Below are 14901 nucleotides of genomic sequence, written 5' to 3'. Positions count from 1 at the left end.
GGATAAGATGAGTTTATATCAAGTTCCTGAAGATATAAAAAACGCAAATGACCTAACCGCAAAGCTAGAGCACTTAAAAAATATCCAAAGAAGCTTTAGTGTTTATCGTATAGACTGCGGAAGTTGCAACGGTTGCGAGATAGAAATTTTTGCAGCGATCACACCTATGTGGGATCCAGAGAGATTTGGTTTTAAACTAGTCGCAAATCCTCGCCACGCCGACATTCTCATTTGCACTGGCCCAGTAACAAGACAGATGTATTATCCTCTTCTTCGCGCTTATGAAGCTGCTCCTGATCCTAAGATAGTAGTAGCTCTTGGCGCATGCGGAAGTAGCGGAGGAATTTTTCACGATGCATATAGTGTTTGGGGCGGTATAGATAAAGTTTTACCGGTTGATGTATATATCCCGGGCTGTCCTCCTCACCCGGCAGGTGTGATATATGGGCTTGGCATGGCACTTGGGATAATTGATCAAAAATTACAGAAAAAAAGCTATGAAAACGACACGACAAAAGCACCGCAAGTAGAAAAGTCCATAATGGGCGACATACTTTTTGAACGAGATTTGCAAGCTGAAGCAAAACGGCTTATGAGTTATGTATTTGGTCGCGAACTCTTTGCTAAATACATGCAAGCTATCAAAGGTTCAAGCGATGTAAAAAACCCAGATGTCACGACTAAAGTTATGATAGAGGCTATCCACCGTGAAGAAGACCCAAGATATGCAGAGTGCATGGCAAGACTTCACAATAGCGTATATATAAAATACGCAAGCGCCGATCCAAGCCATACAATAGACTTTAACAAAGAAGTTTGGGATAAAAGATGATACAAATTTACAAACTCACAAAAAGACACATGGACGAAAACGAAAAGATGCCAAAAGAGCTTAAGGACATTAAGCTCTTTTCAACTTGCGTTGGACACGGTGTTGGGACGATAGACTTTAGCGAGAAAGTCGGTGAGCTTAGCCAAGAGGAATTTGATGAAATTATAAAAAATTCCGGCGAATACGTTAAATTTAAGATAGGAAATTTAAGTAAGTATTTTGAAGTTGAAATTTTTAGAGAACACGCCGCAAAGTTAATACCTCAGCTTTGCGAATGTAGCTTAAAAGAAATTTTATCAAATTTACGTGAAGGCTATTTGGTCATAAGAAAGGACTTCTAGCTTTTAAATTTATGCTTTGCAAGCAAGTTTTAATTAGCGCATTAAGAAGTAAGCAAAAGGAAATTTAATGAAAAAAGCACTTTTATGCATAGGAAATCCACTACGCGGAGATGATGACGTGGGCAACGAAGTCGGACGCATCATAGAGGCAAATTCTCCAAGCTGGAGAGTATTTTACGGAGAGGATGTGCCCGAGGATTGCTTTAAAGATATCAGAGAATTTGCTCCGGATATCATCATCGTAGTCGATGCGATGAGTGGTTTTAAGGATAGCGGGGTTGAATTTTTTGATTTAAGCGATGAGAGAGACTACATCTACTCAACGCACAATCTCCCAACTCCGGTGTTACTAAGCTATCTTAGAAACATCTGTGAAAAAACGATATTTTTAGGCATAAATGTGCTTCTTGAAAATGTAATTGATTTTAAGGAGGGGTTAAGTGATAGCGCTAAAGCCTCGGCACAAAGGGCTTTTGAGCGAATTTTAGAAATTGATGTGAATTTAAATGAGGCGGATTTGGGTTAAATTTGATTGCAAGTAGCAATCTTGGTCTTTATACTTTTGTTTTATAAATTTGTAGTTAAAAACAAAAGGTTCTTGTTCACAACTTTATCGTGATATCAAAGAACATAAAATAAAAAGGAGAATAGATGTTAAGTCCTGCAGATACCGCAAAAGCCGTGTCAGGCTCAATGGAACATAAGGCGCATATGCCTCTTTATACCATTATCTTCATGTCGATAATGGCTGGAGCGGCTATTGCTATGGGTGATATATTTTGGGCACACTCAACCGTCGGAATGGCTGAAAACCAGTCGATAGGCTTATCAAATTTTATCGGTGGCATAACGTTTAGCTGCGGTCTTATGATGGTAGTGTTTTACGGAGGTCACCTTTTTACAAGCTCCGTTTTATCGGGTGTAAGTGCATACGAGGGCAAGCTAAATGTTGGACATACGATATATTACTGGACGATAGTTTGGCTCTTTAACTTTGCAGGCGGCGCTCTTATAGCTTATATGTATTACTACTCCGGACTGCCGTTAAAATACGACGGTTACATACTCCAACACTTCATACCGTCAGGTATCGGCAAAATAACCGCACCATTTCACGAGCTCTTTATCAGAGGTATCTTTTGCAACGTCTTTGTTTGCATGTCTATCTGGACTGCAACAAGTGAAAACGACTTATCGGGCAAATTTTTTGCGATTATGTGGATGATCGGTGCATTTGTGGCTTGTTCTATGGAACACTGCGTGGCAAATATGTTTATCATCACGGAAGCCTTGATAGCAAAAAGCCACTATCTAGCGCAGTTTGGCGGGGGCTTAAATGAGCTTTCTCACTTCCTACACGGAGTTAGTATAGAGGGTCTTAAGGAGTTAAATGTAGAAAATTTCTTGATTAAAAATTTAATTCCCGTTACGCTTGGAAATATAGTGGGTGGGCTATTTTTCGTCGGGCTTGTAGGCTTTATGGCTAATCAATTTGAAATGAAAAAAGATAAATAATAACCCTCCTTTAAGACAAGGCTCGTGTAAAAGCGGGTCTTGGCTATATCACGTAACTTTGAAGCTTTTCAAAGTCTATGATCAAAAACTCATGAGGTGTTATCTTGCGGATGATATCATCTTTTACAAGCTCGTTAAACGCTGTTGATGCACTTTGTCTTTTTAGTCCCACAAACGATGATAAAACCTTTAAAGAAAATGGCAAAAACAGATAATAATACCCGTTTTGTTTTAAGTCTTGCTCTTTTGCAAGCTCTATTAAAAAATGCGCTATTCTTCCCTTTGCATTTTCAAAGAGTATAGACTTTATCACTTTTCGCTGCAAGAGCATTATGTTTAAGATATTTTGGTAGTAGGCTTTTGCAAATTCAGAATTATCAAGCAATGGCTCAAATTTATCAACACTTATTAGATAAACTTCGCTGTTATCTTCTAAAATTTCCATAGTACAACTTGGATCTAAGACAGTAATATTATTTTTTTGAACCTGGTAGAGTATAAACTCCTCACCCTCTTCCAAGAATGAAATTTTTGCCAAGCCTTCTCTTAGTATCACTATCTTTAGATCGTCAGAATAAAGCATACTTCCTTTTGATAGGATTTTATGCTCGAAATTCAAAAGCTCGCCCGAAGACAAAAAAGACAAACTCTTGCTGTCTAAAAGTCCAAGGCGAGTTTGCTTCATCTGTCTTCCGATACTGTGCTTTTAAAATCCATGAAGCTTTTTAAGCTCGGGATCTATCGGCTTTTTATGTCCGTCTTTAGTTACGCTTACATAGGTTGCTATAGCGCTTGTTACGCGCACACACTCGCGAAAACCGTTTTCGTTTAACCTAAGTGCGGTTACTTCTATCTCTGTTTTTATAGAAGTATTACCAACCTCTATGATCCTAGCATAACAACTAACCACATCACCTATAAAAACAGGCTGTTTAAATATCACCTCTTGCATCGATATCGTTACGACACGTTCAGGCGATATCTCTCTGGCCGCGGTTGCCCCGGCTAAGTCTATCTGGCTCATTATCCAACCGCCAAATATATTTCCTGCCGAGTTTGTATCTTTTGGTAAAGCCACAAGCTTGATACGGGGCTCTCCGAATTTACTTAAATCTTGCATATTGCTCCTTATTAAATTTTAATACATACCTTCCATATAAAACAGCAGACATCAAGCATAAAATATAGCCAAAAAGTTCAAGTCCTTCTTGCACCGTATTTTTTACGAGAGATGCCATATTTTTATCGTTTAGGACATGCATCCAAAACGACATTGTGCCAAAAACACGCGAGAACACAAGCACTACCGTTAAACCACAAAGCGCTACGATAAAAGATCTAGTCTTTAAATAACGCTCAAGCTCATCGTTTAAATGCTTTGGATCTTTAAACGCATAAGCTATACTAGAAATAGCGACCAAAAGTGTGGGATAAATCCAGCTTCCATGCCTTATCTCGTCAAAAAATGCGTCTAACTCCCTTATAAGCATGGTAGTGAAAAACCCAAAAATTAAAACACTTAATCTATGAAATTTCGCTTTATTTTTAATGCACATCGCATAAATGACACATATTATAAGCAAAATCATCTCTTGAGTTATCTCGCTAAGAGAAATTTCGCCTATACTTTCTAGCTTAAATACGAAAAAATCAACATATAAGCACAAAACAGGCGTCAAGCAAAAGATGCAAAATATTGCAAAAATCTTAATCAATCTAAAGACCGAACCCAAACATATCCTCCTAAAAAACGTTAATTTTACAATATTTAATCTTTAAAACTATAAAATTTAACCCCTTTATGATAAAATACAAATTTATCGGCAAAATGAGGTGTTTAAGGCTCACGGCGTGATCTTGCTTATACAAAACTCATGATAACCTAGGTATAAAAACGGAGAATAAATGAATAATTTTAAGAGACTAAACGAGATAGTAGCTCAAAAAAAACTTGAACTAAATGAAATTTATAAAAATTTAAACAACAAACTCATAGATGAAGCGCTTGAAATTTGTGCGCTTAAAGGTAGTGGTTCCGAGCGTATGGCAGTTGCAAGAAGGATAATTGATCTAAAAGTAGATCCGCTTGAAAATGAGTTAAAAAAGCTAGGAAAAAGTGAAGATGAGATAGCTAAAATAAAAATCGCAATGTTTAACTTTGTGCGTAAAATTTATGAAAAAAGACACAAAGAGCTTATCTCTCAGGCTCTAAGCGAAAAAATTTTAGATAAATTTTATATCGCTTTAACAAAAGGCATGCACGACATAGGTCTAGCCCTAAACGCATGGCAGATAACCTGGGAAGATAAAATTTTAAACACAACAAACAAGGAATTTGACAAGCGCTTTAACTCCTTATCTCAAGCGGCTGAATTTATCGACAAAAATAGACTTTTTCAACTTGATGAAAATGGTCAAAAGGCAGACAGAACATACGGCGCAGTGGTGCAAAATGGCGAAAATTTCAGCTTTGCGCCGTATGCGGTTGTGTTTGAAAACGAGGTTAAAAACGTTAAAAATGAGTTTGAAATTTTGATACAAAACTTAAAAAATTTAAGCGATGACAGCGACGAACATGAAGCTTATATAAGGTATTTTTCAAAGCTAAGAGATGCCTTTTGCGAACAACAAAACGATAAAACGATAAAGGCCTGGCAAGAAGCAGAGATCGCCTGGATGGATGTTAAATCACCTCTTCAACCGGGTCATCCTCTAGAATACTACGAAGATGCTTACACACGCGCGGTTGCACTTGAGTGGGATATACGCTTGGTTGATAGCACAGCCGTAAACGAAGAGGAATTTAAACAAAAAATTCTACAAACATACTCAAAAGTAAGCAAAAGTATAGGTGCTAAAAACGAACGCATGCACGAACAAGTAAAGGCAAACGTTAATCGCACACAGCTTTATGTTAGTGTGCCGATGATCTACTACGGTGCTGAGCTAAACGGACTTTTTAGTGCACAAGTCGTGCCAAATGACGAAAGTGTAAGCGCCAAATGCGGTAAGAAAATTTTTGCCTTTGTTAATCACGTATACGAAAGCGCAAAAGCAAAGCCGTTTATGAAGCTAAGCAGTGAAATTTTTAGTAAGGAATTTTTGGATTTCGGGCGTGAAATTTTATTTTTAAAGCCTGAAATTTGGAAAAAAGTATATGAAATTTCAACCATCGGACATGAATTTGGTCATATTTTATTTATCGATACTGATACGGAAAATATCATGAACAAAGGTGGTGTTTTTAAATTTATCGAAGAGTATAAGGCGACTACGGGCGGACTTGTAAATTTCTTCTATCACGAAGATGAGAGATATAAAATGTCCGTTTTTCACGAGCTTATCGCACGCGCAGTAGGACTTATCGCATGGAAAAACGTTGGCGAAGTTAGAGCTTATTACTGCGAAGGGCTAGTGCATTTAAATCTTTTGTTTAAAGCCAAAGTTTTAGAATTTAAAGATACAAAGCTTAGTGTTGATTTTAGCGAACAAGGCTATGAGAGATTTAAAATTTTATGTCTTAAAAACTACGAAGAGCTTGCGACTTGTTATGCAAATAAACATGAAGCCGGTGAGTTTTTAGCTAAATTTTGTGTTAAACACGACGCTACTTATTTGCCAAAAGATAGTGAAGTTCGCAAATTTGTAGAGCATTTTTATGCACGTTATGAAGCCATAGGAAACGAGCTTGATACAAGTGGCGAATGGGAAAAATGGCAAGAAAAAGTTAAAAATTTAGGATAAAAATGACAGATAGGTTTTCACCGATAACAAGTGCTAAATTGGCTTTTATACTTTACTGTGTCGCACTTTTTGTGTTATATAGTTTTGCTATACATACAAAAAACACGATACTGTGTAACATAGTTTCGTCTATATCAAATTTAAGCATGGGCGCGATGATAACATATCAAATATGGGTAAAGCACAACTTTGATACATTTTGGAAGTGGCTTTGTATCGCCATTTGCTTTTGGGGTATAAGCGATGTTTTTTGGCTATATCATGACTTTATCGGTTTTAAAAACAGTGAGACAGAAACCACCTATATCGTGCAAGTAATGTATCTTGTGCCGATATTATCTGTATTTACCGCAGCTTTGTTAATGTTTGAATACAGCATGAAACAATACGCAAAGATGCAGTCTTTTGTCGATATTAGCGTTTTGATCATCATGTATATGAGCTTTTTTTGGCTTGTCGTTTTTGAAAGTAATATCGAAATTTTCTTCTCTGTCAAAGAGACGTTTCACTTTCTTTATCTAGTACTTAACGTCATTACTTTTACAGTTGCTTTTATCGTTTATCTTGCGATAGATGCCAGACACATCAAACGACACAAGTCCTTTTATATGGCACTTATTGCCATCATCATGTTTGGAATTTATGATATGTATTACTCCATATCTGTCGTCAAAGGTAAAATTTTAGCCAATACATACTACGAACTCGTGCTAGAAATTATATTTTTTATAGTGCTTATCGCCTCATTTTATGCAAAAGACGGCGACGTAAAAAGAAAATTCGGTAAAAACAAGGAAGCCCCAAATGTTATCTTAATAAGCAAACTCGGGCTACTCGTCTCGCTCATCATTGTTGCTATCTTAGTGAGTGGACGAATAGACCTCACATGGATATCCGTTGTTATGGTTTTACTGCTTTTTTACGGCGTTTTAACACATAACATCTCAAACGTGAAACATAACCAAGCCCTAATAAAAAAAGAGTATATCTTAAGACGAAATTTAGAGGGTATCATAAAAGACAGGATAAAGGAGCTAAACAGCAAAAGCGAACAGCTAAAAAAGCTTAACCACATCGACCCGCTAACCGGCGCGCTAAACCGCGAATACTTTTTAGAAAAATTTGGCGAATTTATAAAGACAAAGCCGATTGACCAAACAACTGATATTTATAGTCTTGACTTAAAACGCTTTAAAGTCATAAACAATGTTTACGGGCGCTATATAGCCGATGAAGTTTTAATAGCTTTGGTGGAGAAATTTAAAAAGATATTTTCTAAAAATTCTCTCATATCAAGGTTTAGTGGAAGTGATTTTGTTATAGTTTCAAGATCTGGCAGTGCAAACGCAAGACGCGAAACGATAAATAAACTTTTAGCCACTATACAAGATCCTATCACGATAAACGATCATACGATCCACCTTAAGGCAAATATCGGCATAGCTCAAAGCGAAACCAGCGAGATAAAGCCTAGCGACCTACTATCTTACGCTAACATCGCACTTGCAGAAGCCAAAAAGGACTCAGGTAAAGACTTTGTGGTATTTAGCGACGAGCTTATGACTCAGATGCAAGAGCAAAACTACATCAATATGCTAATGTCTACTATGGATTTTGATAAAGAGCTAGACCTAAATTTCCAACCTCAATACAACCTAAAAAGCGAGAAGCTAACCGGAATGGAAGCACTTTTATACTGGAAGTCACCAGTAAAGGGCTTTATACCATCCTCGCAGTTTATCCCCATAGCAGAGCAAAGTTCTCTCATAGTAGACATAGGTCAATGGGTATGTAATAAAGCTATCAAACAAATGGCAACATGGAGTCACAAATACGATCTTAAAGAGCTAAAACTACACATAAACGTCTCTCCAAAACAGATAGATAATACAAATTTCATACAAAATATCATGATGCTCTTAACCACCAACAAGCTTGAGGGCAGTTCTCTTGGTATGGAGATAACAGAGATGAGCCTTATAGATAACGAAAACCTCGTGCAAAATAGCCTTTTTGTGTTAAAAAACCACGGTATAACACTGTCTATAGACAACTTTGGCGCAGGATTCTCATCGATCGGTTATGTTAAAAAATTTAAATTTCATAAGCTAAAAATAGCAAAAGAACTGATCCAAAATATAGCCACAAACAGCCAGGACAAAGAGATAGTAAAGACAATTATAGAGTTAGCTAAAAGCATGGGACTAAAGAGTATAGCAGAGGGTATAGAAAACAAAGAACAACTTGAAATTCTAAAAGAGCTTGGCTGTGACGAAGGTCAAGGATATCTGCTATCAAGACCGATGAAAGCAAGCTCTTTTGAAAAGCTTCTTAAAAAGATTTACGCTAAAAATACACTTTCATAATCGAGTTTTTCATATCTTGCGATAGGTTTTTTTGTATTTTTGGCTATCTTTTTGATAAGCTCGGCGCTCTCGTCGTCTTTTGGTATTATGATGTGAATTTTGTCGTGCAAAAATATCACAAAGATATTTTTAAGCTCATAAATTTCACTAACTCTATCAAATTCAAATTTCTCTTTATCTGAAATTTCACTCTCATAAAATGCAAAATATTCATCATTTACTGCAAATTTCATACTTTTTTGACTATCTTCGCCCTTTATCTTTCTAAGCGCATTTAGTCTTTTTCGTTTTAAAAACACAGGATAAGCAAAAAGCCAAATCACACCAAAAATAATACCCGCGATCGTGTAATACTGCGTATTTGCAAGCTTATCCACAATAAAGCCTGCTATCATAGCCTCGGCAAAAACACCAAGAGTGTTAAAAAAATGCTGGTTACGTGCGCGCCTTGAGCCAAAAAGCACAAAGGCATGATAATCAAGCACGTCCTTGCTTGTCAAAACAACATCTTTTATCATTAAAAGCTCCTAAATTTTTTGTTGATTATATCTAAAAACAAGGATTAAATTAGTATAATCCCTATTATTTTGCAGGAGAAAAGTGCTTTGTTCAAGCGTTTGTTTGCCACCTTGGATGGGGCTCAAAAAATCGCCATTATCAGCGTAGGGGTTTTATTTGCGCTTACTTGCTTGATGTCGATTTTAGGCTATGTTTACTTTCAAATTTTATTCTACACTTTAGCCTTTTTTATCATAGTCCATACATCCTATAGATACATAACAGCTCCTCAAACGATAAGATATCACTGGCTTTGCGTCTGTCTCGCGGCTATATTTTTAGTAGCTGCCGATATTTTGTGGCTCTTTTATAGTTTTATACTGCTAGCCTCTTATGATAGATATAATTTCTTAAATATCGCGTATATATTTCCATCTTTGTTTGTGCTATTTGCCATATCCATGTTTTTATACACTAAATTTAAAGAGATGAGGGCAAAGGCGGCTATATTTGCACTAGACTCGATAAGTATATTTTTATTTATCGCAACCATACTCTTTAATGCGATTAGAAATTTCGACATAAATTTGATATTTACAAGCGCTGATCACTTTACATCTTTTGCAAACATCATCATAAACTCCCTTATCGCGATCATCACGCTTAGCATCCTAATAAACGCAGGACTTATCAAGATAAGAGTAAGCGGCTTTTATCTACTAGTATCTGCGCTACTATTTGCCGTAATAAATTTATACATATACGCCATTCCGTGCTGCATATATAAGAGCACAAATGTTTTATATCTCATTTGTGCCTTGGTGTTTATGATAGGTTCGTTCAAATTAAAAACATCAAATGAGATCATCGTCCCAAGGAAAAACAGCTCCACTGTCATTTCAAAGATATTGCCGATCATTACGATTATCCCACTTATGGTATATGGCGACTTTACTTCTCTAGTAAGTGTATTTATACTTTTTGTAGTCGTATCACACTCGATAGTTAGCTACTACATAAAAAACAGCATAGCTACAAATGAAATTTTACAGCGCGAACTTAAACTACATGCCGAGCTTGAAAAGATCATGCACGATCGCACAAATGAATTCATTCTTGCAAATTTAAAACTTCAAGACATATCTGAAAGAGACTATCTCACGGGTCTTGGAAGTAGAAATTTTTTAATAAAAAATTTAAAAACCGCTATCGAGTCCATAGGCAAGCAAGATGAATTAGTTGTTTATTGTATAAATATAAACAACTTTAGATCCATAAACACATCATATGGCCACGGGATAGGTGACAGGGTGCTAAAAGCCTTTGGTAGAAGACTTGTTGATATTTGCGATAGTAACGAATTTATCTCTCGTATCGGAGCTGATGAGTTTATAATCTTTGCCAAAATGGGTAAAAACAGCAAAAGCGAATGCCTAAAGCTAGCAAATACCATAAAAGACGGCGTGCAAGAGCATATATTTATAGACAAATACCATTTTAGACTAAACTGCACGATAGGCTTTTATATCACAGACTACACTAGCAGGAAGATCGATGTCTCAACAGCCATCAAAAATGCCTACAGAGCAATGTGTTTTGCTAAACAAAAACCAAGTCTTAACCCACTAGAATACGATGAAAAGATCGATAAAACAGTTCATATCAACCTCCAAATGGAAGCCTTGATACAAACTAATGAATTTGAAAAAGAATTTAAGGTATTTTACCAACCGATATTTGATGTAAAAAACAAAAAGATCATAGACGCCGAAGCTCTTTTAAGGTGGGATAGCAAGGAGCATGGATTTTTAGAAGCGTCGGCTTTTTTAGATATCTTTAAAAACACAGAAATTTTAAGCAAACTTTGTGATCTAACTTTTGAAAAAACGATAAGACAAATTTCAAGATGGCAAAAAGCAAACATCACCCTACCAAAAATCAGCATAAACATCGCTCCATCAAAGATAGACAAGATGGATTTTGCATTTAGAGCTAAGAATGTTCTTGAAAAATACAACGTAGACCCAAATTCAATACAACTTGAACTAACCGAAACCGTTTGGACAAACTCCACAAAAACTGTGGATCAAATTTTTACTATACTAAAAGACACCGGTATAGACGTGCTTATAGATGACTTTGGAACAGGTTACTCATCTCTGACTTATATAAAAAGATACGATATAAAGGGCATAAAAATAGCAAAAGATTTTATCTTAGACCTTGCAACCAGCAAAGCCGATAGGCAAATCGTAAAAACAGTCATGCAACTTGCCAAAAACATGAACATAAAAGTAACGGCAAAAGGTGTGGAAAGTAAAGAAATTTATGATGAGCTTTTAAAACTAGAGTGCTACGAGATGCAGGGGTATTATATATATCGTCCGATGAACGCGGAGGAATTTGAGGAGTTTTTAAGAAACAATCCTCAAACGATCACTCCGACTTAAATTTCAGCTTTAATTTCTTCGTTTGATTTAACAACCATACCAGAACCATGTATCACACTTGGAACACAGCTAGTGCAGATATCAACCTCTTCACCATTTTTATGTGCACGGATAAAAACCGCATTTGTGTCATCAACACTCTTTAAACCGCAAACGTTGCAAACAACAATGTTGTTTTCTCTCATCTTTTCTCCTTTGAAATTTTGTGTATTCTACCTGTTAAATTTTAAATTTTAGATGACTTACGTCAAGTTTAGACGTTATAAGGCTTTTTTTTGTATAATCCTAAAAATTAAAAAGGTGAACAATGAAAGAGATAGATATAATTTTAGAAATGCTTAAACTCCAACAAAGCCTAAACGACGAAACAAACGGCATAGGCTGGGAAGACGGATATACCAATAAAAACAAGCTAATCAGCTGGAAACGTTGTATATACATGGAATGTGCCGAGCTTATAGATAGCTTTGCTTGGAAACATTGGAAAAGTATAAACGCCCCAACAAACGAGCAAAATTTACGTATAGAAGTCGTTGATATATGGCACTTTGTTATGAGCTTGATGTTGCAAATTTACCATACAAATCGTATCGGCGACATAAATACTCTTGCTCAAAATATCTGCAGCGCAAGCGGATTTGCACGCTTTTGCAAAGAGCCACTAAAAGTAGAAGAAGAAAATATTTACGAGATCATAAACGAGATCGAGAGGTTGATACACGAAAGTAGTGGATTTAAATATGACATCCACAATATGCTTGAAATTTACTTCTCGGTAGCCTTAAAATGCGGAGTAAATTTATACTCTCTTTATGAGTGCTATATCGCTAAAAACATTCTAAATCGCTTCCGCCAAAACAACGGCTACAAAGAGGGAACGTATAGTAAAATTTGGAATAGCAAGGAAGATAATGTCGTTATGAGCGAAATTTTATCTAACGGGCTTATAAGCATAGATGAAATTTATGCCGCTTTACAGAGCGAATACGACAAAGTTAAAAAATAATGTTAGAAAATTTTAGGCTTAGCTATAAAGATTTTTTAACAAAAAAATTTATAACACTTTCTATCTTACCGCTTGTTTGTAGTGTTTGTCTACTTGGAGTAGGACTATTTATAGCCGGCTCTAGTTTGGGCGAGAATTTTATGCAGATGAGCCAAAGCGGGGATTTTGGTTATTTTAATCTATCCAAATACCCGCTTGTAATGCAAATTTTAACAAATGAGATCACGACTTTTATACTAAGTGCCGCTTTTTATGCTCTAGGGACCTACGTCATGCTTGTTCTTAGTGTTATCGTTGCACTTGTTATAGCCGGATTTTTAACGACTGTTGTTACAAACGAGATAAACAAAAGACATTATAATCTCGAGTTTAAGCCAGTTTCAACGGTTTTTACTTTAAGGCTTACCGCAAAAGTTATAGTTAAATTTCTAGCCCTTTTGATAGTTTGTTTGCCTTTTATATTTGTGCCATTTTTGCATTTTTTTATTATAAATATACCGTTTTTATATCTTTACCATAAGCTTTTGCTCATAGATGTCGGCTCAAACACTCTTAATGAAACAAAATTTCACATCGCCTGGCTTGACGGTGGAGGAATTTGGTTTAAGCTTGCTTGCGGTCTTTTTTACCTACTTTCACTTGTGCCTCTTTTAGGACTATTTTTGCAGCTATTTTTTATAATTTTTCTTTCGCATTTGCTGTTTCAAAAACAAGCCGTTAGTAAATTTTAGTTTATTTAAGCGTAAAAATACAGCTTATTTGTCTGGTCTATTAACCTATCAAATAGCCTTTTTGACGCATCTAAAAGATCGTTGTTTGCTTTGTTGGTTTCTAAAAGTTTGTCAAATAATTTAAGAACGTTATCATTTATCATATTTTGGTGATTATCATTTTTGGCTTGTGGAAGTTTTGATTTTATACTATTTGCAAGTTCAGTTATACTTTGGTTTGTGCCTGCGATCTTATCTGCATCTTTGACATTTTTCATAAATTCATCAACTTGCGGAGCGATCTGTTTTAAAGCCTCATTAAGCTCTGCCAAGTCTTGCTCGTCAAGCCCATCGCCAACATAAGAGAAATTATATCCGTATTCATGCGTTAAAGTTAAGCTTCTTGAGCTTTGATTATGCGAGCTTTGACTTGAGTATTCTAGGCTTTTGTTGTCATACATCGAGAAATTTATCTGATCTCCCGAGCTTGTTTTAAACGAAAAATCAAAATTATTATAACTTCCTTGTGAATAAAAATTTGTTTGCATTTTAACTCCTTTGCCATCTTAGATCGGCAAAATTTCAAATTTATAAAGCCATTTTTATGTAAAATAACCAAAAATTTAAAGGTTTTTTATGTGCTGCTTTGGCGTTAGGGTTTTTTTACTTATATTTATAACCGTTTTAAGCTTTGTTTTTCATAGACTTTATCCTCAAATTCCAGTTGTTGCATACTATCTTTTGCTGGCAAATTTCTTAGCATTTATGATATTTTCTCTATTTTTTAGAGGAGCTTTGCCAAATTTCGTAAAACCTGGTGCAGTTCATTACTTTTCGCTTATCGGCGGAAGCATCGGATCATTTGTGTCAATGGCAGTTTTTAGCAAAATTCGTAAAGATAGCTTTACTCTCATTGAGCTTGTTATTTTTGTATTTTGGCTCATTTTAGTAACGGTTGTGGCTTTAAATTTTATAAAAATTAGTGAATTTTTCTACGAGTTTTTAATCTAATGGATGATAAGATATTAAATTTTATTAACAAAATGCACCTTTTATCGCTAGCGGTTATTGATGAAGAAAATTTACCTCACTGCGCAAGTTCGTTTTACGCCTTTGACGAGCAAAATTTAGCCCTACTTGTAGCAGGAGATAGTAAAACAAAACACATAAAAGCACTTGATAAAAATAATACGGTTGCCGGAACGATCGTGCTTGATACAAAAATAGTCGGCAAGATAGAAGGTCTTCAGTTTATAGCAAAGATGAGCAAGGCGACAAAATCCCAAAGAGAAATTTATTTCAAAAAATACTTCTACGCCTTAGCGATGGATCCTCAAATTTGGAGCATAGAGCTAAGGTGGGTGAAATTTACGAGCAATACACTCGGCTTTGGCAAAAAGCTAATTTGGAACAAATAAATTTAACCGCGGTTGCGGCTA

17 protein-coding genes are annotated in these 14901 nt (G+C 35.8%); 11 read left to right on the top strand and 6 right to left on the bottom strand.

Features of this window, described 5'->3' with window-relative positions:
• Positions 1–7 precede the first annotated feature (7 nt).
• The 4 genes from CCAL_RS01275 to CCAL_RS01260 all read left to right on the top strand — a co-directional run bounded on the left by CCAL_RS01275 (position 8) and on the right by CCAL_RS01260 (position 2688).
• Complete coding sequence (locus CCAL_RS01275; protein ID WP_170015178.1) at positions 8–832, top strand: NADH-quinone oxidoreductase subunit B family protein; 825 nt, start codon at positions 8–10, stop codon at positions 830–832.
• Positions 829–1173 (top strand): formate hydrogenlyase maturation HycH family protein, encoded by a 345-nt coding sequence (locus tag CCAL_RS01270; RefSeq protein ID WP_169937544.1) that lies wholly within the window; start codon positions 829–831, stop codon positions 1171–1173. The genes CCAL_RS01275 and CCAL_RS01270 overlap by 4 nt, the downstream gene beginning before the upstream one ends.
• A gap of 67 nt (positions 1174–1240) precedes the next feature.
• A complete protein-coding gene (locus CCAL_RS01265; RefSeq protein WP_169937545.1) occupies positions 1241–1699 on the top strand; it encodes a hydrogenase 3 maturation endopeptidase HyCI in 459 nt (152 codons plus the stop codon).
• Between the two features lie 125 nt (positions 1700–1824).
• Positions 1825–2688 carry a formate/nitrite transporter family protein gene (locus CCAL_RS01260; RefSeq protein ID WP_170015180.1) on the top strand — a complete coding sequence of 288 codons (864 nt, stop codon included), beginning with the start codon at positions 1825–1827 and terminating at the stop codon, positions 2686–2688.
• A gap of 43 nt (positions 2689–2731) precedes the next feature.
• On the opposite strand, the gene CCAL_RS01255 is transcribed toward CCAL_RS01260, so the two are convergent.
• Genes CCAL_RS01255 through CCAL_RS01245 form a run of 3 tightly spaced genes read right to left on the bottom strand, consistent with a single transcriptional unit; the run spans position 2732 to position 4403 of the window.
• Positions 2732–3373, bottom strand: a complete 642-nt coding sequence (locus CCAL_RS01255; protein ID WP_170015182.1) for a Crp/Fnr family transcriptional regulator — start codon at positions 3371–3373, stop codon at positions 2732–2734.
• Positions 3374–3394: 21 nt separating this feature from the next.
• Entirely contained in the window at positions 3395–3808 is a 414-nt protein-coding gene (locus CCAL_RS01250; RefSeq protein ID WP_169937551.1) for an acyl-CoA thioesterase, read from the bottom strand.
• Entirely contained in the window at positions 3792–4403 is a 612-nt protein-coding gene (locus CCAL_RS01245) for a transporter (protein WP_169999969.1), read from the bottom strand. Before CCAL_RS01245 ends, CCAL_RS01250 begins: the two co-directional genes overlap by 17 nt.
• A gap of 190 nt (positions 4404–4593) precedes the next feature.
• On the opposite strand from CCAL_RS01245, the gene ciaB reads away from it, so the two are divergent.
• Entirely contained in the window at positions 4594–6432 is a 1839-nt protein-coding gene (ciaB, locus tag CCAL_RS01240) for an invasion protein CiaB (protein ID WP_170015186.1), read from the top strand.
• A 2-nt stretch (positions 6433–6434) separates the two neighbouring features.
• Positions 6435–8798, top strand: a complete 2364-nt coding sequence (locus CCAL_RS01235) for a putative bifunctional diguanylate cyclase/phosphodiesterase (protein WP_172285023.1) — start codon at positions 6435–6437, stop codon at positions 8796–8798.
• Here CCAL_RS01235 and CCAL_RS01230 read toward each other — a convergent pair.
• Positions 8774–9316, bottom strand: a complete 543-nt coding sequence (locus tag CCAL_RS01230) for a hypothetical protein (protein ID WP_169937559.1) — start codon at positions 9314–9316, stop codon at positions 8774–8776. The two genes, CCAL_RS01235 and CCAL_RS01230, sit on opposite strands and share 25 nt — an antisense overlap.
• Positions 9317–9403: 87 nt before the next feature.
• Between CCAL_RS01230 and CCAL_RS01225 the strand changes: the two genes are divergently transcribed.
• On the top strand, positions 9404–11746 hold the full coding sequence (locus CCAL_RS01225; RefSeq protein WP_216656480.1) for a putative bifunctional diguanylate cyclase/phosphodiesterase: 2343 nt from the start codon (positions 9404–9406) through the stop codon (positions 11744–11746).
• Here the strand turns inward: CCAL_RS01225 and CCAL_RS01220 are convergent.
• Entirely contained in the window at positions 11743–11931 is a 189-nt protein-coding gene (locus tag CCAL_RS01220) for a hypothetical protein (protein WP_169937563.1), read from the bottom strand. The two genes, CCAL_RS01225 and CCAL_RS01220, sit on opposite strands and share 4 nt — an antisense overlap.
• Positions 11932–12053: 122 nt before the next feature.
• On the opposite strand from CCAL_RS01220, the gene dut reads away from it, so the two are divergent.
• On the top strand, positions 12054–12752 hold the full coding sequence (gene dut / locus CCAL_RS01215) for a dUTPase (RefSeq protein ID WP_169937565.1): 699 nt from the start codon (positions 12054–12056) through the stop codon (positions 12750–12752).
• A complete protein-coding gene (locus tag CCAL_RS01210) occupies positions 12752–13483 on the top strand; it encodes an EI24 domain-containing protein (protein WP_169999965.1) in 732 nt (243 codons plus the stop codon). Before dut ends, CCAL_RS01210 begins: the two co-directional genes overlap by 1 nt.
• Before the next feature lie 5 nt (positions 13484–13488).
• Here CCAL_RS01210 and CCAL_RS01205 read toward each other — a convergent pair whose 3' ends face one another.
• Positions 13489–14010 (bottom strand): ATP/GTP-binding protein, encoded by a 522-nt coding sequence (locus CCAL_RS01205; RefSeq protein WP_170015192.1) that lies wholly within the window; start codon positions 14008–14010, stop codon positions 13489–13491.
• Between the two features lie 88 nt (positions 14011–14098).
• Here CCAL_RS01205 and CCAL_RS01200 point away from each other — a divergent pair, with 88 nt between their 5' ends.
• Positions 14099–14473, top strand: a complete 375-nt coding sequence (locus tag CCAL_RS01200) for an L-arabinose ABC transporter (RefSeq protein WP_170015194.1) — start codon at positions 14099–14101, stop codon at positions 14471–14473.
• Positions 14473–14880 carry a pyridoxamine 5'-phosphate oxidase family protein gene (locus CCAL_RS01195; protein ID WP_169937573.1) on the top strand — a complete coding sequence of 136 codons (408 nt, stop codon included), beginning with the start codon at positions 14473–14475 and terminating at the stop codon, positions 14878–14880. The genes CCAL_RS01200 and CCAL_RS01195 overlap by 1 nt, the downstream gene beginning before the upstream one ends.
• The last annotated feature ends 21 nt before the right edge of the window (positions 14881–14901 follow it).

The organism is Campylobacter sp. RM6914 (genome assembly GCF_004803835.1).
GTDB lineage: Bacteria > Campylobacterota > Campylobacteria > Campylobacterales > Campylobacteraceae > Campylobacter_A > Campylobacter_A californiensis.
This window is presented reverse-complemented; position numbering and strand designations above follow the sequence as displayed.

Bases quoted from the DNA above. Each gene is read 5' to 3' on its own strand.
- CCAL_RS01275 (WP_170015178.1), top strand. From the start codon at position 8: ATGAGTTTATATCAAGTTCCTGAAGATATAAAAAACGCAAATGACCTA.
- CCAL_RS01270 (WP_169937544.1), top strand. From the start codon at position 829: ATGATACAAATTTACAAACTCACAAAAAGACACATGGACGAAAACGAA.
- CCAL_RS01265 (WP_169937545.1), top strand. From the start codon at position 1,241: ATGAAAAAAGCACTTTTATGCATAGGAAATCCACTACGCGGAGATGAT.
- CCAL_RS01260 (WP_170015180.1), top strand. From the start codon at position 1,825: ATGTTAAGTCCTGCAGATACCGCAAAAGCCGTGTCAGGCTCAATGGAA.
- CCAL_RS01255 (WP_170015182.1), bottom strand. From the start codon at position 3,373: ATGAAGCAAACTCGCCTTGGACTTTTAGACAGCAAGAGTTTGTCTTTT.
- CCAL_RS01250 (WP_169937551.1), bottom strand. From the start codon at position 3,808: ATGCAAGATTTAAGTAAATTCGGAGAGCCCCGTATCAAGCTTGTGGCT.
- ciaB (WP_170015186.1), top strand. From the start codon at position 4,594: ATGAATAATTTTAAGAGACTAAACGAGATAGTAGCTCAAAAAAAACTT.
- CCAL_RS01235 (WP_172285023.1), top strand. From the start codon at position 6,435: ATGACAGATAGGTTTTCACCGATAACAAGTGCTAAATTGGCTTTTATA.
- CCAL_RS01230 (WP_169937559.1), bottom strand. From the start codon at position 9,316: ATGATAAAAGATGTTGTTTTGACAAGCAAGGACGTGCTTGATTATCAT.
- CCAL_RS01220 (WP_169937563.1), bottom strand. From the start codon at position 11,931: ATGAGAGAAAACAACATTGTTGTTTGCAACGTTTGCGGTTTAAAGAGT.
- dut (WP_169937565.1), top strand. From the start codon at position 12,054: ATGAAAGAGATAGATATAATTTTAGAAATGCTTAAACTCCAACAAAGC.
- CCAL_RS01210 (WP_169999965.1), top strand. From the start codon at position 12,752: ATGTTAGAAAATTTTAGGCTTAGCTATAAAGATTTTTTAACAAAAAAA.
- CCAL_RS01205 (WP_170015192.1), bottom strand. From the start codon at position 14,010: ATGCAAACAAATTTTTATTCACAAGGAAGTTATAATAATTTTGATTTT.
- CCAL_RS01200 (WP_170015194.1), top strand. From the start codon at position 14,099: ATGTGCTGCTTTGGCGTTAGGGTTTTTTTACTTATATTTATAACCGTT.
- CCAL_RS01195 (WP_169937573.1), top strand. From the start codon at position 14,473: ATGGATGATAAGATATTAAATTTTATTAACAAAATGCACCTTTTATCG.